We start from the raw sequence: 23,754 nt of genomic DNA on the forward strand, positions 1-23,754 counted from the left end.
CCCCGCCGGGCCGGGACCCGGCCTGACGGGCTAGTCCGCGGAGGGCCAGTCCCAGCCCAGCTGCACGAACATCCCGAGCCGGTCGCTGACGGCACGGATCTGCGAGATCCGGCCGTCGGCGACCGTGAAGATCCAGATCTGCTCCACCTCGAAGGAGCGGTGCGTCGGCTCCGGCATGCGCGGGTGCGCCCCGGTGTGCGTGCCGCTGACCATCAGGCGGGCGACGACGGTGTCGCCCTCGACGACGTACTGGCGCGCCTCCATCCGGGCGTTGCCGAAGGCCGCCATCTGCTGCGCGAAGGCGTCGAACGCCGCTCCGGGCTCGTCGGGCTCACCGTGGATGACCTTGTTGTGGTCGACGACGTCGGGAGCCAGGTAGTCGGGCAGGTCGGCGAGCCGACGCTCGTTGATCGCCCGGAAGAAGCCGTCGACCACCGTCTTGCTGCTGGTGCCGTCGACGTTGACGTCCTGTCGCATCGCTCTGCCTCGCTTCACGGATTCTTACGCCGTAAGTGTGACGGCGTGCGCCCAGGATGGACTTACGATGTAAGAATGTCAACAAGATCGCGGGGCGAACGGGCCGGGCTGACCAGGGAACAGATCCTCGACGCGGCCCTGGCACTGGCCGACCGGGCGGGGCTCAAGGCGCTGACGATGCGCCGGCTCGGCGCGGAACTCGGCGTCGAGGCCATGACGCTCTATCACTACGTACCCAGCAAGGACGCCTTGCTGGACGGCCTCGTCGAGCGCGTCTTCGCCCGGGCCCTGCCGCTGGCGGACGCGGACGGCGACGGGGCTCCCGACTGGCAGGCCATGCTGCGCGCGTACGCCGACGCGCTGCGCGGGACGCTGCTGCGCCACCCCGGCGTACTGCCGCTGGCCGCCGCGCGGCCGGCCGTGACGCCGGCCACCCTGGACGCGGTGGAACGCGGCCTGGGTGCGCTCACGGCGGCGGGCTTCCCGCTCGGGGCGGCGGTCGACGCGCTCAACTCCCTGTCGGTGTTCGTGGTCGCCCACACGGCCGCCGAGGCCGCCGCCGAGGAGGGCGACGCCACCGCCCCCGGCCGGGCCGACTGGCTGGCCGGACTGGACGCCGCGCGGTACCCCTTGCTCACCGAGGCCGCCCGCACGGGCGCCGGGGCGGACGACGCGGCCCGCTTCCACGCCGCGACGACGGCCCTGATCACCGGCTTCGCCACGACAGCAGGCGTCCCGGCCCACTCCTCGCAGACCGGCCCCACGACGGACGACTGAGGCCGGGGGTACACAGCAACGGCGGCCGGGCGCCGGCCCACGGCCCGCGCGGCCCGTCACGACGGGGCGGGCCCCGCACCACGGCACGGCGACCGCACGACAACGCCTCTCGCGGCCGGGCCCCAACAGGACGTCACCCGGGCCCGGCCGTCCCGCCCCAGGCACCAGCCCACGGCCCGACGGGGTGGGCTCACACACCACGGCACCCCCGGCCCGGCCGCCCCGAGTGCCGGCACGCGCCCCTCACGGCCCGTCACAACGAGGCGGGCCCCACACCACCGCGCCCGGGCCGCCCGCCGCAGGCCCGGGCGGGCCGGACCGAGCCGGACCGAGCCGAGCCGCACCCCACCGCGCCCGGGCAGACCGCACCGAGCCCGGGCAGGCTGCGCCAACCCGCCCGCCCCGCCCGTCCGCCGCCGCGTGGCAGCCGTCACCCCCGGCCCGGCCCGGACGGCCGAAACCCCTGCCCTCCGCGCCGACACACAGCCGTCGTGCCCCCTCCTGGCGTGGTGAATGGCAGGCTTGGGGCATGCGACCGCTCCTCGCCGCTTCCGGAATCGCCGCCCTGGCCGTGCTGGCCGTGCTGCCGGCCGCCGCCCCCGCGGCCGCCGACGCTCCCGCCGGCTTCACCATCGAGGACCCCCGCGTCAAGGAGTCCAGCGGCCTCGCCGCCAGCCGTGCGCACCCCGGCGTGTACTGGACGCACAACGACAGCGGCGACGGGCCGTACGCCTACGCCGTGGACGGGCGCACCGGTCGTACGGTCGCCCGCGTCACCCTCGACGGCGTCGAGGCCCGGGACGTCGAGGCGATCTCCGTAGGCCCGGACGGGAACGTCTACCTCGGCGACATCGGCGACAACCTCGGCGGCACCTGGCCCGACGTGCGCATCTACCGCTTCCCGGAGCCGAAGGAGCTCAAGGGGGAGATCACGCTCACCCCCACCCGTTACACCGTCCGCTACGAGGACGGCCCGCGCGACGCCGAGTCGATGATGGTGCACCCGGTGACCGGCCGGCTGTACATCGTGAGCAAGAAGAAGTCCGGCAAGGGCGCGCTCTACGAGGCGCCCGAGAAGCTCTCGTCCTCGGACGTGAACACCTTCCGGCGCGTCGCCGACATCAACATCTGGGCCACGGACGGCGCGTTCTCCCCCGACGGCACGCGCCTGGTGGTCCGCGGCTACTTCGACGCGCGCGAGTACCGCTGGGAGGACGGCCGGCCGGAGGAGATCGGCCGCCCCACGGTGCCGCTGCAGCGCCAGGGCGAGTCGGTGACGTTCACGCCCGACGGCCGTGCGCTGATGTACGGCTCCGAGGGCGCGAACAGCAGGGTGACGCCGGTCGCGCTGAGCGGCGAACTGCTGCCCGACAGCGCCGCGAAGGAGAACAAGAACCCCGGCCGCGGCGGCGCCGGCGAGCAAGCGGCGGGCGGCGACGGCGGGGACGGCAACCACACGCTCGTCCTGGGGGCCGGGGCCCTCGCCGTCCTGGCCGTGCTGGCCCTGTGCGTGCGGTGGCTCTTCCGCCGGCGCCCGGACGGTACGTAAATCGCTTGGTCGGCCCGGACGTTGATCCATATGCTCAAAGCCCGTCCCACACCGGGACATCGGGTGAAAGAGGTGGACCAATCATGAAATCTTCCGGACGATTAGCAGCATCGGCGACGCTCGTCGCCGCCCTGCTCGTGGGAGCCGGCGCCCTCACCGCCGGAACCGCCGCCGCGGACGAGGTCCCCGTCGAGGGCCTCTCGTGCGGCTTCGACGGCAGCCACCGGCCGGCAGCCGTCCAGCTGGGCAGCACGGGCCCGGCCGTCAAGGAGGCCCGGTGCCTCCTGGGCTTCTGGGGCTACCTGCCGGTGGCGCACGACCCGTCGGGTGAGTTCGACGAGGAGACCGGGTCCGCGGTCAAGGACTTCCAGGCCGACCGCGGCCTGACCGCCACCGGCGTCGTCGACGCCGGGACCTGGGACGAACTGCGCCGCAGCCCGCGGCCCCGCCAGGGCTGACGCCGCGGGCCCCCGGGGCCGGCCACGGCCCCGGCGGCGCACAGGGGGCCGCAGCCCCCCCTGCCGGACGAGCCGTCCCGCCCCTGACTACAGCCGCTCGATGACGTAGTCGATGCACTGCGTCAGCGCCTCGACGTCCGACGGGTCGATCGCCGGGAACATCGCCACCCGCAGCTGGTTGCGGCCCAGCTTGCGGTACGGCTCGGTGTCCACGATGCCGTTGGCGCGCAGGACCTTGGCCACGGCCGCGGCGTCCACGTCCTCGGTGAAGTCGATCGTGCCGATGACGGCCGAACGCTTCGCCGGGTCGGCCACGAACGGCGTCGCGTGCTTCGACGCCTCCGCCCAGCCGTAGAGCGTGCGCGCGGACGTCGCGGTGCGGCGCACCGCCCAGTCCAGGCCGCCCTGGCCGTTGATCCACTCCACCTGCTGCTCCAGCAGGAACAGGGTGGCGAGGGCGGGGGTGTTGTAGGTCTGGTTCTTCAGGGAGTTGTCGATGGCGGTCGGCAGCGAGAAGAACTCGGGGATGTGCCGCCCGGAGGCGTGGATCCGGGCGGCGCGCTCCAGGGCCGCCGGGGAGAACGCCGCCAGCCACAGCCCGCCGTCGGCGGCGAAGGACTTCTGCGGGGCGAAGTAGTAGACGTCCGTCTCGGCGATGTCGACGGGCAGGCCGCCCGCACCGGACGTGGCGTCGACGAGGACGAGCGCGCCCTCGTCGGCCCCCGCGACGCGCGCGAGCGGCGCGGCGACACCGGTCGACGTCTCGTTGTGGGTGAACGCGTACACGTCCGCACCGGCCTCGGCCTGCGGCTCGGGGTGCGTGCCCGGCTCGGAGGAGATGACGGTCGGCTCCGCGAGCCAGGGGGCCTGCCGGGCGGCCTTGGCGAACTTCGACGAGAACTCGCCGAAGCTCAGGTGCTGCGACTTCGACTCGATCAGGCCGTGCGTGGCGACGTCCCAGAAGGCGGTCGATCCACCGTTGCCGAGGATCACCTCGTAGCCGTCGGGCAGGGAGAACAGCTCGCGGATGCCCTCGCGCACCCGGCCCACCAGCTCCTTGACCGGGGCCTGGCGGTGGGACGTGCCGAGCAGTGACGTTCCGGTGGCGGCCAGCGCGGCGAGCGCCTCCGTCCGCACCTTGGAGGGGCCCGCGCCGAAGCGACCGTCGGCGGGCTTGAGGTCAGCGGGGATCTGGATATCAGCCACGACGGCAGCCTAATCCGTCGCCGGGCGCACGGACGGGGAATATCCACTCGGTGAGACGGCCGGCCGGGCCGGCTGCCGGGTCATGGCGAAGCCGGTTGCGACGGATGAGGCAACTGTGCCGTATTCGGTGGTTTTTGCGGGCAGGCTGATCCCCATGGGTGACCACAGCAGTCGCAGCGCGACGGACCCGCACGCCTCCCTGCGGGCCGCGCTCGGCGCCGTCGTGCGCGGCGACGTCGACTTCTCCGCCTCCGCCCGCGCCCTGACCACCATGGACGCGTCCAACTACCGGCGCGTCCCGCTCGGCGTGGTCGCGCCCCGCGACGCCGACGACGTGGCGGCCGTGCTGGCCGTCTGCCGCGAGCACGGCGTGCCGGTCGTGCCGCGGGGCGGCGGGACGTCCGTGGCCGGCCAGGCCACGGGCGAGGGGGTCGTCCTCGACTTCACCCGGCACATGGCCGCCATCGTCTCCGTCGACGCCCAGGCCCGCACCGCCGTCGTCCAGCCCGGGGTGGTCCTGGACCGGCTGCGCACGGCGGCGGGGGCGTACGGGCTGACGTTCGGGCCCGATCCCTCCACGCACGGGCGGTGCACGCTCGGCGGCATGATCGGCAACAACGCGTGCGGCTCGCACTCCGTGGCCTGGGGCACGACGGCCGACAACGTGACCGTCCTGGACGTCCTGACGTACGACGGCGAACGGGCCCGGCTCGCCCGCGGCTACGAGGGCCTCCCCCAGCTCCTCGCCGACGGCGTACGCGCGCTGGTCGACGGCCATCTGGCCCTGCTGCGCACCGGCTTCCCCGCCCTGCCGCGCCGCATCTCCGGCTACGCCCTCGACGCCCTGCTGCCCGAGCGGCGCACCGACGTCGCCCGGGCCTTCACGGGCAGCGAGGGCACGCTCGGGGTGCTGACGGAGGCGACCGTGCGCCTCGTGCGGCCGCCCGCCGCGCGCGCCCTGGCGGTGCTCGGCTATCCGGACGAGGGCGCGGCGGCCGACGCGGCACATCTGCTGCTGCCGCACCGGCCGTTGACCGTCGAGGGGATGGCCGCGGACCTGGTGGGCGACGCCGCCGCGGACCTGCCGCGGGGGGCCGCCTGGCTGTTCGTCGAGACGGGCGGCGACACGCCCGCCGAGGCGACGGCCCGCGCCGTCGCGCTGTGCCGGGCGGCAGCCGCGGACGGGGCGGTTTCCGGTCACGCCGTCGTCACCGACCCGGCCGGGCAGCGCGCGCTCTGGCGTGTCCGCGAGGACGCCGCCGGCACGGCGACGCGGCTGCCCGACGGCAGCGAGGCGTGGCCCGGCTGGGAGGACTGCGCGGTGCCACCGGAACGGCTGGGCGCCTATCTGCGGGCGTTCCGCGCCCTGTTGGGCCGGCACGGGCTGCGGGGTGCGCCGTACGGGCACTTCGCCGACGGCTGTGTCCACGTGCGGCTCGACGTCGACCTGCTGAGCGCAGCGGGCGTGCGCCGCTACCGCGCCTTCTCGGCCGAGGTGGCGGAGCTGGTGGTGGCGCACGGCGGCTCCCTGTCGGGCGAGCACGGCGACGGGCAGGCGCGCGCCGAGCTGCTGCCGCTGATGTACGGACCGCAGGCGGTACGGCTCTTCGAGCGCTTCAAGGACCTCTGGGACCCGGCGGGCGGGCTCAACCCCGGCATGGTCGTCCGCCCGTACCGCCTGGACGAGAATTTGCGCTTCGACGTGCTGCCCCGGCGGCCCGTCCCGGTGGAACTCGCCTATCCGGGTGACGGAGGGGACTTCTCGACGGCGGTCCGCAGGTGCGTCGGCGTCGCCAAGTGCCGCGAGACGGAGCCGGCTGCCGGTGCTGGTTCCGGCACGGGCGTCATGTGTCCTTCCTACCGCGTCACGCGCGACGAGCGGCACTCCACGCGGGGCCGGGCACGGCTGCTGCACGAGATGCTCGCCGGGGAGCTGATCACGGACGGCTGGCGCTCGCAGGACGTGCGGGAGGCGCTCGACCTGTGCCTCGCGTGCAAGGGCTGCCGCAGCGACTGCCCGGCGGGGGTGGACATGGCCACGTACAAGGCAGAGTTCCTCCACCACCACTACGCGGGCCGCCCGCGCCCGGCCGCCCACTACACGATGGGGCGCCTCCCCCTGTGGCTCCACCTGGGGGCACCGGCCACCCCCTTGATCAACAACCTGCTGTCCCACCCCCGCCCGACGGCCCTCGCGAAGCGCCTGTCGGGCATCGCCCCGGAACGCGACCTGCCGCGTCCGGCGAGCGAGCCGTTCACCCGGTGGTGGCGGAGGCGGGCCAGGGCGAGGAAGGGGGACGCGGGCGGCCGCGGGCGTTCCGCCGTCGTGCTGTGGCCCGACACGTTCACCAACTACTTCTCGCCCTCCGTCGGACGCGCCGCCGTGGCCGTGCTGGAGGACGCCGGGCTGCGGGTGGTCGTGCCGCCCAAGGCCGTGTGCTGCGGCCTGACCTGGGTCTCCACCGGACAGCTCGCGCAGGCCCGGGCCGTTCTGCGGCGGACGCTGCGCGTCATGGCGCCCGCCCTCGACGCCGGCCTGCCCGTCGTCGGGCTCGAACCCGGCTGCACCGCCGCCCTGCGCACCGACCTGACCGAGCTGCTCCCCGACGATGCCCACGCCCGCCGGCTCGCCTCCTCCGCACGGACCTTCGCCCAGGTCCTCGAAGAGCGTGCCCCACTCTGGGAACCGCCCCGCATCGGCCGGCCCGTCGTCGGCCAGACCCACTGCCACCAGCACGCCGTCCTCGGCGACGCGGCCGAGCGCCGGCTGCGCGAACGCGCCGCGATGAGCGGCGGGTTGAGCAGCGGGTGCTGCGGTCTCGCCGGGGACTTCGGGTTCACGCGCGGCCACTACGACGTGTCCGTCGCCTGCGCCGAGGAGCAGCTCCTGCCGTCCCTGCGGCAGGCCCCGCACGACGCCGAGGTGCTCGCCGACGGTTTCTCCTGCCGCACCCAGATCGCCCAACTCGCCGATGTCCGCGGGCGTCACCTGGCCGAGGTCCTGGCCGAGGCGCTCGCCTCCCGTGGCCGCGGGGAGGGCACCGGCGAGGGCGCCGGGATCGGCGGCCGAAAATAATGCAAGCACGCTTGCTTGTTTCTGCGGGCGGTGCCACCCTCCGGTGCCATGCCCGTGCCCGTTCTGCGAATCGGCAACGCCTCCGGCTTCTACGGCGACCGCTTCGACGCCCTGCGCGAGATGCTCACCGGCGGCCCCCTCGACGTGCTGACCGGTGACTACCTCGCCGAACTGACCATGCTGATCCTCGGCCGGGACCGCCTGAAGGACCCCGCCACCGGCTACGCGCGCACGTTCCTGGCGCAGTTGGAGGAGGGACTGGGCCTGGCCGCCGACCGCGGCATCAAGCTCGTCACCAACGCCGGCGGCCTCAACCCCGCCGCCCTCGCCGAGCGCATCGGCGAGCTGGCGGACCGCGTCGGCGTACCCGTCCGCGTCGCCCACGTCACCGGTGACGACCTCCTCGCCGACGGCCAGGACCAGTGGCCGCGGGACGTCCTGACCGCCAACGCCTACCTCGGCGGGGCCGGCATCGCCGAATGCCTGCGGGCCGGCGCGGACGTCGTCGTCACGGGCCGGGTCACCGACGCCGCGCTCGTCACCGGCCCCGCCGCCGCGCACTTCGGCTGGACCGCCGAGGACCTCGACCCGCTCGCGGGCGCGGTCGTCGCCGGGCACGTCCTGGAGTGCGGGGCGCAGGCCACCGGCGGCAACTACGCGTTCTTCGGCGAGCACGACGTGCGCCGGCCCGGCTTCCCGCTCGCCGAGCTGTACCCGGACGGCTCGGCGGTGATCACCAAGCACCCGGGCACGGGCGGCGCCGTCACGGTCTCCACCGTCACCGCGCAGCTGCTGTACGAGACGGCGGGCGCCCGCTACCCGGGCCCGGACGTCACGGCGCGGCTCGACACGGTCCGGCTCGCACCGGACGGCCCGGACCGGGTGCGCATCAGCGGGGTGCGCGGCGAGGCCCCGCCCGCCGCGCTCAAGGTGGGACTCACCCGGCTCGGGGGCCACCGCAGCGAGGTCGTGTTCGTGCTGACCGGCCTCGACGTCGAGGCCAAGGCGCGGCTGGTGCGCGCCCAGCTCGACGGGGTCCTGGCCGCCGCCCGCCCCGCCGAGGTGCGGTGGAGCCTGGCCCGTACCGACCGGGCCGACGCACCCGTGCAGGAGGAGGCCGGCGCCCTGCTGCGGCTCGTCGTCCGCGCCCGCGACCCGGAGGTGGGGCGCGTCGTGGGCGCCGCCTGCGTGGAGCTGGCGCTGGCCAGTTACCCGGGCTTCCACGTGGCGGCGCCGCCCGGCAAGCCGGCCCCGTACGGGGTGTTCGAGGCCGCCTCCGTGGACGCGGACGCGGTACGGCACGTGGCGGTCCTGCCGGACGGCACCCGCGTGCCGGTGCTGCCGGCGCCCGTGCGGACGGCCGACGAGCCCGCTCCCCTGCCCGGGCCCGTGCTGCCGGAGCCGCTGCCCGCCGGGCCCACCCGGCGCGCCCCGCTCGGCCTCGTCGCCGGGGCACGCAGCGGCGACAAGGGCGGCAGTGCGAACGTCGGGGTGTGGGTGCGCGACGACGACGCCTGGCGGTGGCTGGCCCACGAGCTGACGGTCGAACGGTTCCGCCACTTGTTACCGGAGACCGCTCGCTTCACCGTCACCCGGCACGTCCTGCCCGCCCTGCGGGCCCTGAACTTCGTGGTCGACGGCATCCTCGGCGAGGGCGCCGCCTCCCAGGCGCGCTTCGACCCGCAGGCCAAGGCCGTGGGCGAGTGGCTGCGCGCCCGCCACCTGGAGATACCGGAGGTGCTGCTGTGAGACGCCGGGTCGCGATTCCCCAGGCCGGGATTCCCCGGGCCGTGCCGCTGCGGGCCGTGCTGCTTCGGACCATGCCGCTGAGGGCCACCGTGCGACCGGAGGCCCTCGTATGACCGTGCTCGCCTCCGCGCTCGACACCTCCGCCCCCGAGTACGCCGCCCACCGCGCCGCCATGCTCGCCAAGCTCGACGACCTCGCGGCCGAGCACGCCAAAGCCGTCGCCGGGGGCGGCGAGAAGTACACCGCCCGGCACCGGGCGCGCGGCAGACTCACGGCGCGCGAACGCATCGAGCTGCTCCTCGACCCCGACACACCCTTCTTGGAACTCTCGCCGCTGGCCGCCTGGGGCAGCGACTACGCCGTCGGCGCGTCCCTCGTCACCGGCATCGGCGTCGTCGAGGGCGTCGAATGCCTGATCACGGCCAACGACCCCACCGTGCGCGGCGGCGCCAGCAACCCGTGGACCCTGAAGAAGGCGCTGCGGGCCAACGAGATCGCCGCCGCCAACCGGCTGCCGGTCGTCTCGCTCGTGGAGTCGGGCGGCGCCGACCTGCCCAGCCAGAAGGAGATCTTCATCCCGGGCGGCGGTCTCTTCCGCGACCTGACCCGCCTGTCCGCGGCGGGCGTCCCGACCGTGGCGGTCGTCTTCGGCAATTCCACGGCCGGCGGCGCGTACGTACCCGGCATGTCCGACCACGTCATCATGGTCAAGGAACAGGCCAAGGTCTTCCTGGGCGGGCCGCCGCTGGTGCGGATGGCCACGGGCGAGGAGAGCGACGACGAGTCGCTGGGCGGAGCGGAGATGCACGCCCGCGTCTCCGGCCTCGCCGACTACTTCGCCGTCGACGAGAAGGATGCGCTGCGGCAGGCCCGGCGTGTGGTCGCCCGGCTCAACTGGCGCAAGACTGCGGATCGTCCGGGGCACGTCGAGCCACCGCTCCACGACGAGGACGAACTGCTCGGCATCGTGCCGGGGGACCTCAAGGTGCCCTTCGACCCCCGCGAGGTCATCGCGCGCCTCGTCGACGGCTCGGACTTCGACGAGTTCAAGCCGCGCTACGGAACGAGCCTGGTGACCGGCTGGGCGCGACTCCACGGCCATCCGCTGGGCATCCTGGCCAACGCCCAGGGCGTGCTGTTCAGCGAGGAGTCGCAGAAGGCCGCGCAGTTCATCCAGCTCGCCAACCAGCGCGACATCCCGCTGCTCTTCCTGCACAACACCACCGGCTACATGGTCGGCCGCGCCTACGAACAGGGCGGCATCATCAAGCACGGCGCCATGATGATCAACGCGGTGTCCAACTCCCGGGTGCCGCACCTGTCGGTGCTGATGGGTGCGTCCTACGGGGCCGGGCACTACGGCATGTGCGGCCGGGCCTACGACCCGCGCTTCCTGTTTGCCTGGCCCAGCGCCAAGTCGGCCGTGATGGGCCCGCAGCAGCTCGCCGGGGTCCTGTCCCTCGTGGCCCGGGCCTCGGCGGCGGCCGGAGGCCGGCCGTACGACGAGGAGGCCGACGCCGCGCTGCGCGCCATGGTGGAGCAGCAGATCGAGGCGGAGTCGCTGCCGGCGTTCCTCTCGGGGCGGCTGTACGACGACGGGGTCATCGACCCGCGGGACACGCGGACGGTCCTCGGCATCTGTCTTTCGGCCGTGCACGGCGCCCCCGTGGAGGGTGCGCGGGGCGGCTTCGGCGTCTTCCGGATGTGACGTGAGGGATGTGTGGGGTGTTGGGGGTGTCAGAGGCGTGGACCGTTTGATCTCTTCCGTGCTCGTGGCCAATCGCGGCGAGATCGCCTGCCGGGTCTTCCGCACCTGCCGCGAGCTGGGCCTCGCGACGGTGGCCGTGCACTCCGACGCCGACGCGGACGCCCGGCACGTGCGGGAGGCCGACGCGGCGGTGCGGCTGCCGGGGTCGGCGCCCGCGGACACGTACCTGCGCGGCGACCTGCTGATCGCGGCCGCCCGGGCCGCGGGCGCGGACGCCGTGCACCCGGGGTACGGATTCCTGTCCGAGAACGCGGAGTTCGCCCGGGCGGTGCGGGACGCGGGGCTCGTGTGGATCGGGCCGCCGCCGGACGCGATCGAGGCGATGGCGTCCAAGACGCGCGCCAAGCGCATCATGGCGGACGCCGGGGTGCCGCTGCTCGCCCCCGTGGCGCCGGAGGCCGTGGCGGCCGCCGGCCTGCCGGTGCTGATCAAGGCCGCGGCCGGTGGGGGCGGGCGCGGGATGCGGGTCGTACGGGACCTGGCCGCCCTGCCCGGGGAGCTGGCCTCGGCCCGGGCGGAGGCGGCCGCCGCGTTCGGTGACGGCGAGGTCTTCGTGGAGCCGTACGTCGTGGGCGGCCGGCACGTGGAGGTACAGGTCCTCGCCGACGCCCACGGCACGGTGTGGACGCTGGGGACGCGCGACTGTTCGCTGCAGCGGCGGCACCAGAAGGTCGTCGAGGAGGCGCCGGCGCCAGGGCTGCCGGATGCTCTGGTGCGGACCCTCTGCGGGGCGGCCGAGGCGGCCGTCCGCGCCATCGGGTACGTCAACGCCGGCACCGTCGAGTTCCTCGTCGCGGCGGACGGCCGGCCGTACTTCCTGGAGATGAACACCCGCCTGCAGGTCGAACACCCGGTGACGGAAGCGGTGTACGGGGTGGACCTGGTGGCGTTGCAGCTGCGCATCGCCGAAGGGGCGGTGCTGGGCGATGCCCCGGTGGCGGCGGGGCACGCCGTGGAGGCCCGGCTCTATGCGGAGGACCCGGGGCGGGAGTGGGCGCCGCAGGCGGGGGTGGTGCACCGGCTGGCGGTCGGAGCCGGAGCGTCGCAGGACCGTCCGTTCCCGCCTTCCGCTCCCGTCCTGCGCGTCGACTCCGGGTACGCGGACGGTGACCGCGTCGGCGTTCACTACGATCCCCTGATCGCCAAGGTCGTCGCCTGGGCGCCCGGTCGGGCGGAGGCCGTGCGTACGCTCGCGCGGGCCCTGGAGCGCGCCCGTCTCCACGGGCCCTCCACCAACCGTGATCTGCTCGTGCGTACGTTGCGGCATCCGGAGTTCACCGGCTGTCGCATGGACACCGGCTTCTTCGCCGCGCATCTGGACGAGGTGGCCGCCCCTCCGGACGATGCCCGGCTGGCGGCCCTGGCCGCCGCCGTCGCCGATGCCCAGGGGCGTCACCGGTTCGGCGGCTGGCGCAACGTTCCCTCACAACCGCAGGTCAAGCACTACCGCTGCGGGGACTCCGAGCACGAGATCCGCTACCGCCCCACCCGTGACGGTCTGGAGGTCGAGGGCTTTCCGGACGTCCGGGTCCTGCACGCCACCCGGGAACGGGTGGTGCTGGAGACGGGCGGCGTACGCCGCGAGGTCGAGGTGGCCTCGTACGGGGCGGGGCCCGTGTACGTCGACACCCCGCACGCGGGCTCCTACGTCCTCACGCCCGTTTCCCGCTTCCCCGACCCCACCGTCCGCAGCGAACCCGGCTCCCTGCTCGCCCCCATGCCCGGCACGGTCGTCCGGCTCGCGGACGGGATCGCCGCCGGCCGGCCCGTACGGGCGGGGCAGCCGCTGCTCTGGCTGGAGGCCATGAAGATGGAGCACCGGGTCGCGGCCCCCGCCTCCGGGACGCTCACCGCCCTGCACGTGGCACCCGGCCGCCAGGTGGAGGTCGGGGAACTGCTCGCCGTGGTCACCGAGACCGAGGAGAAGACCTCATGAGCGACACCCGCGGCGGGACTCCCGCCGAGACCCCCGAGCACCACGCCCTGCGGGCCGCCGTCGCCGCGCTCGCCACCCGCTACGGCCGCGACTACTTCACCGCCGCCGTGCGCGACGGCAAACACGCCGACGAGCTCTGGGAGGAGGCCGGCAAGCTGGGCTACCTGGGGGTCAACCTCCCCGAGGAGTACGGCGGCGGGGGCGGCGGCATCACCGAACTGGCCATCGTCCTGGAGGAACTGGCCGCCGCCGGCTGCCCGCTGCTCCTCCTCGTCGTCTCGCCCGCCATCTGCGGCACGGTGATCGCCCGCTTCGGCACCGAGGAGCAGAAGCGCACCTGGCTGCCCGGGCTGGCCGCCGGCACCCTGCGCATGGCGTTCGGCATCACCGAGCCCGACGCCGGCTCCAACTCCCACCGTCTCACCACCACCGCACGCCGGGACGGCGACGACTGGGTCCTCACCGGCCGCAAGGTCTTCATCTCCGGCGCGGACGTCGCGGACGCGACCCTGGTCGTCGGCCGGACCGCCGACGACCGGACCGGCCGGCTCAAGCCCTGTCTGTTCATCGTCGGCCGCGACGCACCCGGCTTCACCCGCCGCCCCATCCCCATGGACGTCGCCTCCCCGGAGAAGCAGTTCGAGCTCGTGCTCGACGAGGTGCGGCTGCCCGCGCGGGCGCTGGTGGGGGACGAGGACGCCGGGCTGCTGCAGCTGTTCGCCGGCCTCAACCCGGAACGGATCATGACGGCCGCGTTCGCCATCGGGATGGGCCGCTACGCGGTCGCGCGGGCCGCCGACTACGCCCGCACGCGCCAGGTGTGGAACGAGCCGATCGGCGCCCACCAGGCCATCGCCCACCCCCTCGCGCAGTCGCACATCGAGCTCGAACTGGCCCGCCTGATGATGTACAGGGCCGCCGCTCTCTACGACGCCGGGGACGACGAGGGCGCCGGCGAGGCGGCCAACATGGCGAAGTACGCCGCCGCCGAGGCCGCGGTGCGCGCCGTCGACCAGGCGGTCCACACCCTGGGCGGGAACGGCCTGAGCGCGGAGTACGGGCTGGCCTCGCTGATCACCGCCGCGAGGGTGACGAGGGTGGCGCCGGTGAGCCGGGAGATGATCCTCAACTACGTCTCGCACCGGACGCTGGGCCTGCCCAAGTCCTACTGAGAACCTTCTTCCGGAAAGGAGGTCCGCGATGCTGGTCCGCAGCTCGTACGAGCACGGCATCACCACGCTGACCCTGGATTCCCCCCACAACCGCAACGCCCTCTCGGCCCGGCTGGTGGGCGAGTTGGGGGACGGCCTGGAGCGGGCGGCCGAGGACGCGGACACCCGTGCGGTGGTGCTGACGCACACCGGCACCACCTTCTGTTCGGGCGCGGACCTGTCCGAGCCGACGCCGACCGGCCCGGCGGAGCTGACGCGGCTGCTGCGGGCGGTCGTCGAGCTCCCCAAGCCGGTGGTCGCCCGGGTGACCGGGCACGTCCGTGCCGGGGGGCTCGGCCTCCTGGGGGCCTGCGACATCTCGGTGGCCGGCACGTCGTCGTCGTTCGCCTTCACGGAGGCGCGGCTGGGGCTGGCCCCTGCCGTCATCTCGCTGCCCCTGCTGCCACGCCTCGACGCACGCGCGGCGGCCCGCTACTACCTGACCGGCGAGCGCTTCGACGCGGCGGAGGCGGCCCGGATCGGACTGGTGACGGCGGCGGACGACGACGTCGACGCGTTCGTCGCACGCATCACGGACGGGCTGCGCCGCGGCTCCCCGCAGGGGCTCGCCGAGTCGAAGCGGCTGGCCACGGCCGAGGTGCTGCGCACGTTCGACCGCGATGCGGCGGAGCTGGCGCAGCGGTCGGCGCGGCTGTTCGCGTCGGCGGAGGCCAGGGAGGGCATGACGGCGTTCCTGGCGAAGAAGGATCCGTCGTGGGTGCGCTGAGCGGCCCCAAGCAGGACCGCAGCCGGGCCACGCGGCAGCGCCTGCTGGAGGCGGCCATCTCCTGTCTGTCCGAGTACGGCTGGGCGGGCTCGACGGTGTCCGTCGTCGCCGAGCGGGCGGGCGTCTCGCGCGGTGCGGCCCAGCACCACTTCCCCACCCGCGAGGACCTGTTCACGGCGGCCGTCGAGTACGTGGCCGAGGAACGCTCGGCGGCACTGCGGTCCGTGGTGGCCGCCGCCTCGCCCATCGTGGGGCCCGCACGGCGGTACGTGGTCGTCACCGAGCTCGTCGAGCTCTACACCGGCCCGCTGTTCCGGGCCGCGCTCCAGCTGTGGGTGGCCGCCTCCCACGACCACTCGCAGCTGCGCGAGCGCGTGACGGCCCTGGAGGCGCACGTCGGCCGGGAGACGCACCGCATGGCCGTGGAACTGCTCGGCGCGGACGAACGGATCCCCGGGGTGCGGGAGACCGTGCAGGGCCTGCTGGACATGGCGCGCGGGCTGGGCCTGGCGACGCTGCTGACGGACGACCGGGCACGGCGGCGCCGCGTGGTGGAACAGTGGCTGCGGATCCTGGAAGGCGCCCTGGACCGCTGAACGACGGATTCCACCAGCGCGTTTCAGGCCCGGGGCTGGGTGAAGCGGATGCGGTTGCCGAAGGGGTCGCGGAGGCCGCAGTCGGTCCCGTACGGGCGCTCGGTGGGCTCCTCGGTGAACTCCACGCCCCGGGCCAGCAGCGTCTCGTACGTCTTGCGGCAGTCGTCCGTGGTGAGGATGAGCCAGCCGCCCATGGCGCCCTTGGTGACCAGATCCCGGACCTGGGCAGCGGTCTCCTCGGACATCATCGGCCCGCCCGGCTGCTCCAGCAGGATCTGGCGCTCCGGGTGGCCGGGGACGCTGACGGTCAGCCAGCGCATGAAGCCCAGCGGGATGTCGGCGCCGACCTCCAGGCCGAGCTTGCCGACGTAGAAGTCGAGGGCCTCGTCCTGGTCGAGGACGTATATCTGCGAGTGCGTGATGGCGTTGAACATGTGGACAACGCTAGGCGACAGCAGGCGGGAAAACTTATCCAGAACTGCTCACCTGGCGGGCCGGGTCCAGGCCATGGCGAAGCACGTGGGCACCGGCTGCGCCATGGCCTGCTTGCGGTACTGCCGGGGCGACTGCCCGACGATGTCGCGAAAGGTCCGGCTGAAGGTCCCCGTGCTGCCGAAGCCGACGTCGAAGCAGATGTCCGTCACGCTGCGGCCGGTCTCCCGCAGCAGGAACATCGCCCGTTCGACGCGGCGGCGCTGCAGGTACCGGTGCGGTGTCTCACCGAACACGGCCCGGAAGGTGCGCGTGAAGTGCGCCTCCGACACGTGGGCGATCCGGGCCAGGGCCGGGACGTCCAGGGGCTGCGCGTAGGCGCGGTCCATCGCGTCCCGGGCCCGGAGCATGCGGCGGTTGCTGTCTTCGGAGGCGGTGCGGCTCACGCCGCCATCACACCACGGCCCTTCGGCGTCCGGGACCGGCGGCGGGTGCGCAGGGCCACGTAGCCGGCGAGCCCGCCCAGCGTGACGCACAGCGGGGAGTAGAGGACCAGATCCCAGTGCCGGTGCTCGGCGGGCACGTCGCCGAGGCCGAGGCCCGAGGCCACGAGGCCGCCGAGGCCGCGCACGCCCAGCACGCCGGCCACCGTCCACAGGCCGGCGCGTACCGGCCACGAGCCGGACAGCCGGTGCGCAGGGGGGCGGGCCCCGGCCAGGACCAGACTCCCGGCCACGCCCAGCAGGCCCGCCACCGCGAACGTCAGCGGGGCGGAGGGCAGGTGCGCCTCGTCGACCCCGACCACCACCGTCGCGAACTCGGCCCGCGACTCCAGCGGCCAGGGCGAGAACACCCACACCGCGTGCAGGGCCCCCGCCGCGATCAGTCCCCCGGCGGCCACCGCCGCGGCGACGCGCACCGCCCGGCCCGGCTCGGCCCCGGCCGCTTCGCCCACCCCGGCCGTCCTGCCCGTCCTGCCGTCGAGTGCTGTCCCCGTCACGCTCATCGCGCAGCCTCCCCGCTTTCCGTACACCTCTGTATGGATGTTCCGTACAGTACTGTATGGAACATGGCCAAGGGGAGAGTCAGCAGGGACGACTGGACGATGGCGGCGCTCCGCGCGCTGGCCCGGGGCGGCGTCGCGGCCGTGGCGGTGGACGCGCTCGCGCGCGAACTCGACGTCACCCGCGGCAGCTTCTACTGGCACTTCGAGAACCGCGACGCCCTGCTCGTGGCCGCTCTGGAGACCTGGGAGCAGCGGGCGACGACCGACGTCATCGCCGCCCTCCGCGACGTGACCGACCCCTCCACGCGGGCCCGCGCCCTCTTCGCCGAGGCACTCGGCAGCGAGGAGATCGCCGGTCTCGAACCGGCCCTGGTCGCCCACACGGCCCACCCGGCCGTCGCCGCCGTCGTGGCCCGGGTCACCCAGGTGCGCCTCGGCTTCCTGACCGAGGTCTTCGCCGGCCTGGACTTCACCCCCCGGGCCGCCCGCCACCGCGCCCTGGCCGCCTACGCCGCCTACCTCGGCTGGCTCGAACTGCGCCGCACCTCCCCCGAGGCCGCCCCGGAGGCACTGCTGGACGACCCCGGAGCGGACGCGGCACTGGACCACCTGGTCTCCATGCTCCAGACGCCGGTCCGGCCCCAGGCCGCGAAGGACTAGCGGACGGCCGTGGTCCGCGGCCCGTGCAGGGGCTGCCCGTACGGTCGCGGCCGTGCCTGCTCCGCGGCGGCGGCGAGGGCGTCCGCGAGGGCCTCGACGAGCGGGTCGGCCACTGCCGCGCGCCGGGCGATGACGACGCGGCTCGGCGGGTGGCCGTCGACGGGCACGAAGGCGATGCTGGGACGTGCGTGCCGCAGCGCCGCCCCTGCGGGGAGGAGGCCGACCGTGCCCTCCCAGAGGACGGCGTGCAGGCACTCCTCGACGGACGCCACCACCGGGCCGGGTGCGTCCTCCTCGGCGGCGAGCCAGTAGGCGCGCCACCGGGCGTCGGTTCCCGGCGGCAGGCGGAAGCGCGGGCGGCCGGCCAGTTCCGCGACGCGCAGGCGCGGCCGGGCCGCCAGCGGATCGTCCGCGGGGACGGCCGCCACCACCGGTTCCTCGCCGAGCAGGCGGACCGTCAGGCCCGCGGTGTCGAAGGGCAACCGGGTCAGTGCGAGGTCCACGCGCCCCTCGCGCAGGCCGGCCGTCGGGTCGGTGATCGGTGCCTCGCGCAGGCGCACCCGCGCACCGGGACGGTCGCGCCGCAGGGCGGCCAGCGCCGCCGGACCGACGTCCAGGTCCGCCCCCGCGACCGTGCCGAGCACGAGGACCCGTGCGGCCTCGGCGCCGCGGACCCGCTCGCGGGCGCGTTCGGCGCGCTCCAGGAGGTCCCGTGCCTCCGTCAGCAGCACCTCACCGGCCGGGGTGAGCCGCGCCCCCGTGGGGATCCGGTCGAACAGCCGGCATCCGAGGTCGGCCTCCAGCTCCCGGATCCGGCGGCTGAGCGGTGGCTGTGCGAGGTGCAGGCGTGCCGCCGCGCGGCCGAAGTGGCCCTCCTCGGCCACGGCGACGAAACAGCGCAACGCCCGCAAGTCCATGACCGGCCACGATACCCAGAACGCAACCGCCCTCCCGGAACCGGTCTTGGACGGGACCGCGGCACCCGCGGTGAGGTGGTGTCAGGCGCCGGGCGACGGGCCCGCCGCCACCCACCGCTTGAGGAGCCGCCCGTGTACCAGCACCCCGACGACCTGCACCGCGCCCGTTCCGTCGGCGGCGGCGCCCCGGCCGAGTTCGCCGCCTGGCTCGCCTTCCAGCAGGCCGTGGACCGCGAGGACGGGGCGGTGCCGCGCCGCTACCGCGAGCTGATCTCGGTGGCGGTCGCGCTCGTCACCCAGTGCTCCTACTGCCTGGACGTGCACACCGCCGCCGCCCGCCGGCACGGCGTCACCGCCGAGGAGCTCGCCGAGACGGCGTTCGTGACCGCCTCCGTCCGGGCGGGCGGCACGCTCGCGCACGCGCTGCTCGCCGACCGCCTCTACGAGCAGCACGGCCAGCAGCACGGCCACGGCTGAGCGGGCACCGCGCCTCAGCCGCTCAGGGCGGCGAGGTGCCGGTGGAGTTCCCGGTGTCCTTCGGGGCCGGGGTGCAGGCCGTCCGTGAACAGTTCGGTGCGGTCGCGCAGCGGCTCCCACATGTCGAGGTAGTCGACGTGGTTCCCGGCGCACCATGCCTGCAGGGTCTCGCGCAGGGCCAGCGCCCGGGCCTCGGTGAACCGCAGGCCCCCGTAGTCGCCGGTGCGCGTCTCGTCGAGCCATATCGGTCCCATGACGACGAGGCGCGCGTTGTGGGACGCGGCCGTGGCGGCCAGCGAGTCGAGGCTGTCCGCGATGCGGGCCGGCCCGTCGCCGTGGGCCTGCGCACCGGCGAGCCGCAGGGCGGAGTCGTTGATGCCGGCGGCGACGAGGAGGGTGTCGGGGAGGCGCGGCCCGAGGAGGGCAGGGGTCTGCTCACTGGCCTCGGTCAGGGTGCTGCCGGGGATGGCCAGGTTGAAGACCCGGTGCCTCGCCTCGTTGCCGGCGATGTGGGCGGCCGCCAGGTGGGCCGCCCAGCCTCCGTGCGGGTCGCAGCGTCCGTAGGCGATGCTGTCGCCCACGATCACGATGCGCTCCGCCGAACGCAGCGGCTTGGCGTCCAGGTAGGCCCAGGCGCTCTCCCCGGAGGAGAGGAGCACCCGTCGGCGCACGTAGTCGTCGACCTCGTAGGCGTCGGCCGCGGCGAGGTCCTGGTCGGTGAGGTGCAGGACGGCGCCCTCGACCTCGGCGCCGATCTTCCGCTCCAGGGTCAGGTGCACGGAGAGGCCGCTGGTGGCGATCACGGACGGGTCGGTGATCGTCAGGGGCCTGGTCGTGTGGCCGGCCAGCGACGCCGCGGACGTGGGCACGGCCCGGCCGAAGAGCGCGGTCTGGACGTGCTCGTCCCTCAGCGTGCCGAAGGAGAACAGGGTGTGGGGGCGGGACTCGGTCACCGTGAGCGCCGTGGCCTTTCGTTCGGGTTGATCAATTCACCCTAACGGCCGTGCCGGACCGGGCGGCCGGCCGCCCGGCACCGTGCGCGCCCGGCGCCGTGGCGTCCGGGGCAGGTGCGTGTCGCCGGGGGTCTGCAGCCCCCCGGCAAGGGTGAGTCGTCGGTCAGCCCAGCCGGGTGTCGGCGTAGACGACCATCGCATCGCGCTGGTAGACGGCCAGCCCGTCGGCGATCTTGTCGTAGTTCGCGCGGAACTGCGGGTCATCGACGTAGGTCTGGCCCAGCCCCTTGTACGCGTCCGCGTTCGGGGTCCAGAAGCGGCACACGCCCTGGTAGTGGTCGTGCATCTCGGCCTGCACCGCGGGGTCGGCGACCGGCGTCCCGGCCACCATGAACTCCGCCAGCCGGATCATCTGCGCCGTCACCTCGCGCTGCCACCGCTCCGTGTCCTCGGCGGTCATCGCCTCGACGGCCTGCCGGGACTCCTCCCACGCCTCCGGCCACCGCTCCTGCACCTCGGCGTCGGTCTCGGGGTCCGAGGTCTCGAAGCCCTCGAACAGGTTCTCGGGACGGTTGATCTTCGCCATGTCGTTCTTCTCCTTGTTTTCCTCCAGTTCGGCGATGGTGCGGCCGACCGTGCGGGCGAGCTTCTCCAGCCGTTCCTGCTCCCCCAGCAGCCGCTGGTGGTGCTCGCGGAGCACGGCCACCCGGTCGACCTGGCTCTCCAGGACCGCCCTGATCTCGCGCAGTCCCAGGCCCAGCTCCCGCATGAGCAGGATCTGCTGCAGCCGCAGCAGGTCGTCCTCCTCGTAGTGGCGGTGCCCGTTGCTCCCGATCCACGCGGGCGGCAGCAGGCCGATGTCGTCGTAGTGCCGCAGAGTCCTGGACGTCACCCCGGACATCCGGGCCACATCCGCGATCGACCAGGCCATTGCCCTGCCTCCCATCGCCGGGCCGGTCTTTCCGGCCACACAGACGACGGTAGGAGTTGACGCAACGTAAAGCGCAAGCCGAGCGAGGGATCTTGTTCGCCCGGCCCTTCCTCGGGCACCCCGCCACCGACCTGGGGAGACGCACGTCACAATCCCCGATGTCACATCGCGCAGGGCCGCTTCCGTCCTAGGGGTGCAGTCATCGACAACGACACAGGAGCGCACCATGGAAGCCCGCATGAACGTCTTCGGCAACCCGACCGCCGGCAAGCTCATGAAGCACTTCGTCTCCGCAGGCAAGGCGGTCTCGGACACCCCGCTGCCGGCCGCGACCCAGGAACTGGTGAAGATCCGCGCGAGCCAGATCAACGGGTGCGGCTTCTGCCTCGACATGCACACCAAGGAGGCCGCCGCCGCCGGTGAGACCTCCACGCGCCTCAACCTGCTCGCGACGTGGCGGGAGGCCACGGTCTTCACCGACGCCGAGCGCGCGGCGCTGGAACTGACGGAGCAGGGCACCCGCATCGCCGACGCGGCCGGCGGGGTCCCGGACGAGGTCTGGGCGAACGCCGCCAAGCACTACGACGAGGACCAGCTCATCGCCCTGGTGTCCCTGATCGCCCTCATCAACGCCTTCAACCGGATGAACGTCATGCTGCAGATGCCCGCGGGCGACTACCAGCCGGGCCAGTTCGCGTAACGGATCCGACGGCGGGGCCGGGGGAGCTCTCGGGCGGGTCCGTCAAGGAGTCTGTGCGTCCGCTGTGTTCGTGGTCTTCCACGATGCCCGGCGACTCGATCACCGGGCAGGGTGGGAACCGCGACGGCGACACAGCAGCACCGCACAGGAGCCGTCGACGTTGCGCCCCGAGTCATACCTCTGACAAGGAGACTTTTCATGGCCCTTGCCTTCCTCCGCCGCCGTGCCCTGACCGCCGGTGCCGTCGCCCTGGCGGCCTCCGGCTTCGTGGGAGTCGTCGCCACGGCTCCGGCGCAGGCTTCCACCTGCAGTGTCCAGGGGCACGGCGGCGCGTACATCTGCGAGTACGGCAAGACGACCGTCACCTTCCCCAACGGTCAGCAGCAGATCTTCGTCATCGGCACGGACTACGCGGTGTGGACCACCTACAACTACGAGAACGGTGACTGGTCCAGCTGGGAGTCGATGAGCGGATCGGCCCGTAGCGGCGTCAGCGTCACGGGTGACCGGACGTGGGAGCCGACCATCACGGTCACCGGCACCGACGGCAACAAGTGGTCCCGGCACCGTCTGGACTCCGGCGCCTGGACCTCCTGGACGCGCCGGTAGCCGTCAGGACTGCGGGCCTGACCACCCGCACGTCCCTTCTGCTCATCGCCCGTCACACATCACTGCGACATCCGAATCGCCTCTAGGAGAGTCATGCGTATCCGTAACGTTCTGCCTGTCGTACTCCTGGCCGCCTCCGGCCTCTTCGTCGGTGCCGGCAACGCCTCGGCCGCGGGCGGCTACCCCGGCTTCCAGTGCTTCAAGACCCAGGACCGCACCCAGTACTGCAGCGACGCCAAGGTGAAGAACCACGCGACGGGCGACGCGTGGATCAAGACCTGCCCGGCCGACGTCCTGAGCGCCGTCTCGGGCAAGCCGTACATCCTCGAAAAGCGTCCTGCTGCCGCCAAGAGCTGCTGAGGACTGCCGGCCGGCCGGCTACTGCATCAGCTCGATGTGGGGATGCTCCGGCGCCGCCGGGCAGACGTAGAGCTGCTGTTTGTAGCCGCTGCCGATCTGGACCGCGGTCGGTTGGCGCGTGTCGCGGTAGCGGTGGTCGGTGGTGGACGCAGCGGCTTGGTCTTCGTACGGGATCCAGCTGCGGTTGCTGCCGTCCCATTCGAACGTGTCGATGGTCAGCAGCGGGTCCATCGCGGTGTCGCAGGCGGGGCACTGCCGGGGAGCGGGGTCGGTGTAGCCCCACTGGGGCCAGCCGCCGGCCTTCCAGCCGGGGGCGACGGACAGATGGCTGCGGTAGTAGGACTCCGGGTAGGGAGCGTAGGAGCTGTCCACACCGGCGTCGGCCGCCTGCCACCTGCTCCAGTCGCCCAGCTGCTCTCGCAGCTCCTCGCTCAACTCCAGCGAGTTGGGGTACTCGGTGACCTGCTCCGGCGCGAGCACGCACGGCACGGGCACGTATTCCTCCATCTCCACATCGAGCGGTTCCGGAGGTGAGGTGAGGATGTCGGTGACGGCGTCCGCGGACCGCCAGAACACAGCGGTCCTGGGCATGTACATATCCGGGTGGTCGAAGGGGCACCACAGCACCTGGAGCAGATCGGCCCGGCCGGGCGGGCGCAGCACGGGGACGTCACGCACGGACAACTGGGCCACGGGCAGCAGGGGGACCGGGCCATCGGGCCGTTCGAGGTCCCAGTCGATCCCCTCCAAGATCGCCGTCTCCTCCGGCGTGTACTGGACGGCGCGGGGATCATCGTCCGGGTACATCGCCCTTCTCGCCCGGGCGCGCTGATCCACCCGCACCGCGGCCAGCACGTGGCCGCCCCCCTCGTGCGGGGCGTCGCAGTGCGGCCACGGCTCGTCGGCGGGCCACAGCAGCGGCCCGCCGATCGAACTGTCATGCGGCGACGGCGTCCCCGGGCGGGGGTGCAACCGGGTCGCCGGGCGTGCCAGCGGGGCCAGTTGAGGGAAGACCGCTGCGACGTCGACCGGCCGCGGCGGAGTGGTACGGGTGACGTTCATACCGGCGATGCTGCCAGCAGCCTCTGACAACGGGCGTGCCCGCCTAGGCAGTGTCTGATGGCTCTTGCCCGTGTGGTGGATCAGCCGTTCTCCCGGGCAGGAGTCCGTCATGGTGCG

Annotated in this window: 24 protein-coding genes; 15 read left to right on the forward strand and 9 right to left on the reverse strand. The window is 73.8% G+C overall.

The window, feature by feature from the left end; genetic code table 11:
- Window positions 1–30 precede the first annotated feature (30 nt).
- Complete coding sequence (locus IE182_RS19905; RefSeq protein WP_190111229.1) at window positions 31–477, reverse strand: ester cyclase; 447 nt, start codon at window positions 475–477, stop codon at window positions 31–33.
- Between the two features lie 75 nt (window positions 478–552).
- Here IE182_RS19905 and IE182_RS19910 point away from each other — a divergent pair, with 75 nt between their 5' ends.
- The 3 genes from IE182_RS19910 (at window position 553) to IE182_RS19920 (ending at window position 3,261) form a co-directional block, all read left to right on the forward strand.
- The gene (locus tag IE182_RS19910; protein ID WP_190111230.1) at window positions 553–1,254 is read left to right on the forward strand and encodes a TetR/AcrR family transcriptional regulator C-terminal domain-containing protein; all 702 of its coding nucleotides are present in this window, start codon (window positions 553–555) and stop codon (window positions 1,252–1,254) included.
- A 529-nt stretch (window positions 1,255–1,783) separates the two neighbouring features.
- Window positions 1,784–2,803, forward strand: a complete 1,020-nt coding sequence (locus tag IE182_RS19915; RefSeq protein ID WP_190111231.1) for an esterase-like activity of phytase family protein — start codon at window positions 1,784–1,786, stop codon at window positions 2,801–2,803.
- Window positions 2,804–2,886: 83 nt separating this feature from the next.
- The gene (locus IE182_RS19920) at window positions 2,887–3,261 is read left to right on the forward strand and encodes a peptidoglycan-binding domain-containing protein (RefSeq protein ID WP_190111232.1); all 375 of its coding nucleotides are present in this window, start codon (window positions 2,887–2,889) and stop codon (window positions 3,259–3,261) included.
- A gap of 87 nt (window positions 3,262–3,348) precedes the next feature.
- Here IE182_RS19920 and serC read toward each other — a convergent pair whose 3' ends face one another.
- Entirely contained in the window at window positions 3,349–4,467 is a 1,119-nt protein-coding gene (gene serC, locus IE182_RS19925) for a phosphoserine transaminase (protein WP_190111233.1), read from the reverse strand.
- 154 nt (window positions 4,468–4,621) lie between these two features.
- Between serC and IE182_RS19930 the strand changes: the two genes are divergently transcribed.
- The 7 genes from IE182_RS19930 (at window position 4,622) to IE182_RS19960 (ending at window position 15,530) form a co-directional block, all read left to right on the forward strand.
- Window positions 4,622–7,543 (forward strand): FAD-binding and (Fe-S)-binding domain-containing protein, encoded by a 2,922-nt coding sequence (locus IE182_RS19930; protein WP_190111234.1) that lies wholly within the window; start codon window positions 4,622–4,624, stop codon window positions 7,541–7,543.
- A 48-nt stretch (window positions 7,544–7,591) separates the two neighbouring features.
- Window positions 7,592–9,292, forward strand: coding sequence for an acyclic terpene utilization AtuA family protein (locus IE182_RS19935; RefSeq protein WP_190111235.1), 1,701 nt, complete (start codon window positions 7,592–7,594; stop codon window positions 9,290–9,292).
- 109 nt (window positions 9,293–9,401) lie between these two features.
- Window positions 9,402–11,000 (forward strand): acyl-CoA carboxylase subunit beta, encoded by a 1,599-nt coding sequence (locus tag IE182_RS19940; RefSeq protein WP_190111236.1) that lies wholly within the window; start codon window positions 9,402–9,404, stop codon window positions 10,998–11,000.
- Window positions 11,001–11,046: 46 nt separating this feature from the next.
- Window positions 11,047–12,996, forward strand: coding sequence for an ATP-binding protein (locus tag IE182_RS19945; RefSeq protein ID WP_190111260.1), 1,950 nt, complete (start codon window positions 11,047–11,049; stop codon window positions 12,994–12,996).
- Window positions 12,993–14,168 (forward strand): acyl-CoA dehydrogenase family protein, encoded by a 1,176-nt coding sequence (locus IE182_RS19950; RefSeq protein ID WP_190111237.1) that lies wholly within the window; start codon window positions 12,993–12,995, stop codon window positions 14,166–14,168. Before IE182_RS19945 ends, IE182_RS19950 begins: the two co-directional genes overlap by 4 nt.
- Before the next feature lie 28 nt (window positions 14,169–14,196).
- Complete coding sequence (locus IE182_RS19955; protein WP_190111238.1) at window positions 14,197–14,934, forward strand: enoyl-CoA hydratase family protein; 738 nt, start codon at window positions 14,197–14,199, stop codon at window positions 14,932–14,934.
- Window positions 14,922–15,530, forward strand: a complete 609-nt coding sequence (locus IE182_RS19960; RefSeq protein WP_190111239.1) for a TetR/AcrR family transcriptional regulator — start codon at window positions 14,922–14,924, stop codon at window positions 15,528–15,530. Before IE182_RS19955 ends, IE182_RS19960 begins: the two co-directional genes overlap by 13 nt.
- A gap of 23 nt (window positions 15,531–15,553) precedes the next feature.
- On the opposite strand, the gene IE182_RS19965 is transcribed toward IE182_RS19960, so the two are convergent.
- From IE182_RS19965 to IE182_RS19975, 3 genes are read right to left on the reverse strand one after another with little or no spacing between them, the layout of a single operon-like run.
- Window positions 15,554–15,964: a VOC family protein gene (locus tag IE182_RS19965; protein WP_190111240.1), complete on the reverse strand. Its 411-nt coding sequence runs from the start codon at window positions 15,962–15,964 to the stop codon at window positions 15,554–15,556.
- Between the two features lie 48 nt (window positions 15,965–16,012).
- Complete coding sequence (locus IE182_RS19970) at window positions 16,013–16,372, reverse strand: helix-turn-helix domain-containing protein (protein ID WP_190111261.1); 360 nt, start codon at window positions 16,370–16,372, stop codon at window positions 16,013–16,015.
- A 32-nt stretch (window positions 16,373–16,404) separates the two neighbouring features.
- Entirely contained in the window at window positions 16,405–16,968 is a 564-nt protein-coding gene (locus IE182_RS19975) for a DUF3995 domain-containing protein (protein WP_190111241.1), read from the reverse strand.
- Between the two features lie 63 nt (window positions 16,969–17,031).
- On the opposite strand from IE182_RS19975, the gene IE182_RS19980 reads away from it, so the two are divergent.
- Window positions 17,032–17,628 (forward strand): TetR/AcrR family transcriptional regulator, encoded by a 597-nt coding sequence (locus tag IE182_RS19980; RefSeq protein ID WP_190111242.1) that lies wholly within the window; start codon window positions 17,032–17,034, stop codon window positions 17,626–17,628.
- Here IE182_RS19980 and IE182_RS19985 read toward each other — a convergent pair.
- Entirely contained in the window at window positions 17,625–18,545 is a 921-nt protein-coding gene (locus IE182_RS19985) for a LysR family transcriptional regulator (protein WP_190111243.1), read from the reverse strand. The two genes, IE182_RS19980 and IE182_RS19985, sit on opposite strands and share 4 nt — an antisense overlap.
- A 132-nt stretch (window positions 18,546–18,677) precedes the next feature.
- On the opposite strand from IE182_RS19985, the gene IE182_RS19990 reads away from it, so the two are divergent.
- On the forward strand, window positions 18,678–19,022 hold the full coding sequence (locus IE182_RS19990) for a carboxymuconolactone decarboxylase family protein (RefSeq protein ID WP_190111244.1): 345 nt from the start codon (window positions 18,678–18,680) through the stop codon (window positions 19,020–19,022).
- Window positions 19,023–19,036: 14 nt separating this feature from the next.
- Here IE182_RS19990 and IE182_RS19995 read toward each other — a convergent pair whose 3' ends face one another.
- Both IE182_RS19995 and IE182_RS20000 read right to left on the reverse strand, forming a co-directional pair.
- Window positions 19,037–19,975 (reverse strand): GDSL-type esterase/lipase family protein, encoded by a 939-nt coding sequence (locus IE182_RS19995; protein WP_190111245.1) that lies wholly within the window; start codon window positions 19,973–19,975, stop codon window positions 19,037–19,039.
- A gap of 163 nt (window positions 19,976–20,138) precedes the next feature.
- Entirely contained in the window at window positions 20,139–20,906 is a 768-nt protein-coding gene (locus IE182_RS20000) for a MerR family transcriptional regulator (protein WP_190111262.1), read from the reverse strand.
- Between the two features lie 226 nt (window positions 20,907–21,132).
- On the opposite strand from IE182_RS20000, the gene IE182_RS20005 reads away from it, so the two are divergent.
- From IE182_RS20005 to IE182_RS20015, 3 genes are all read left to right on the forward strand, one after another.
- Window positions 21,133–21,606: a carboxymuconolactone decarboxylase family protein gene (locus IE182_RS20005; RefSeq protein WP_190111246.1), complete on the forward strand. Its 474-nt coding sequence runs from the start codon at window positions 21,133–21,135 to the stop codon at window positions 21,604–21,606.
- A gap of 198 nt (window positions 21,607–21,804) precedes the next feature.
- Window positions 21,805–22,215, forward strand: a complete 411-nt coding sequence (locus tag IE182_RS20010; protein WP_190111247.1) for a DUF8189 domain-containing protein — start codon at window positions 21,805–21,807, stop codon at window positions 22,213–22,215.
- 93 nt (window positions 22,216–22,308) lie between these two features.
- Window positions 22,309–22,575, forward strand: a complete 267-nt coding sequence (locus IE182_RS20015; protein ID WP_190111248.1) for a hypothetical protein — start codon at window positions 22,309–22,311, stop codon at window positions 22,573–22,575.
- Window positions 22,576–22,593: 18 nt separating this feature from the next.
- Here IE182_RS20015 and IE182_RS20020 read toward each other — a convergent pair whose 3' ends face one another.
- Window positions 22,594–23,637: a hypothetical protein gene (locus IE182_RS20020; RefSeq protein ID WP_190111249.1), complete on the reverse strand. Its 1,044-nt coding sequence runs from the start codon at window positions 23,635–23,637 to the stop codon at window positions 22,594–22,596.
- Between the last annotated feature and the right edge of the window lie 117 nt (window positions 23,638–23,754).

This window comes from Streptomyces cinnamoneus (assembly GCF_014650495.1).
Classification (GTDB): Bacteria; Actinomycetota; Actinomycetes; order Streptomycetales; family Streptomycetaceae; genus Streptomyces; species Streptomyces cinnamoneus.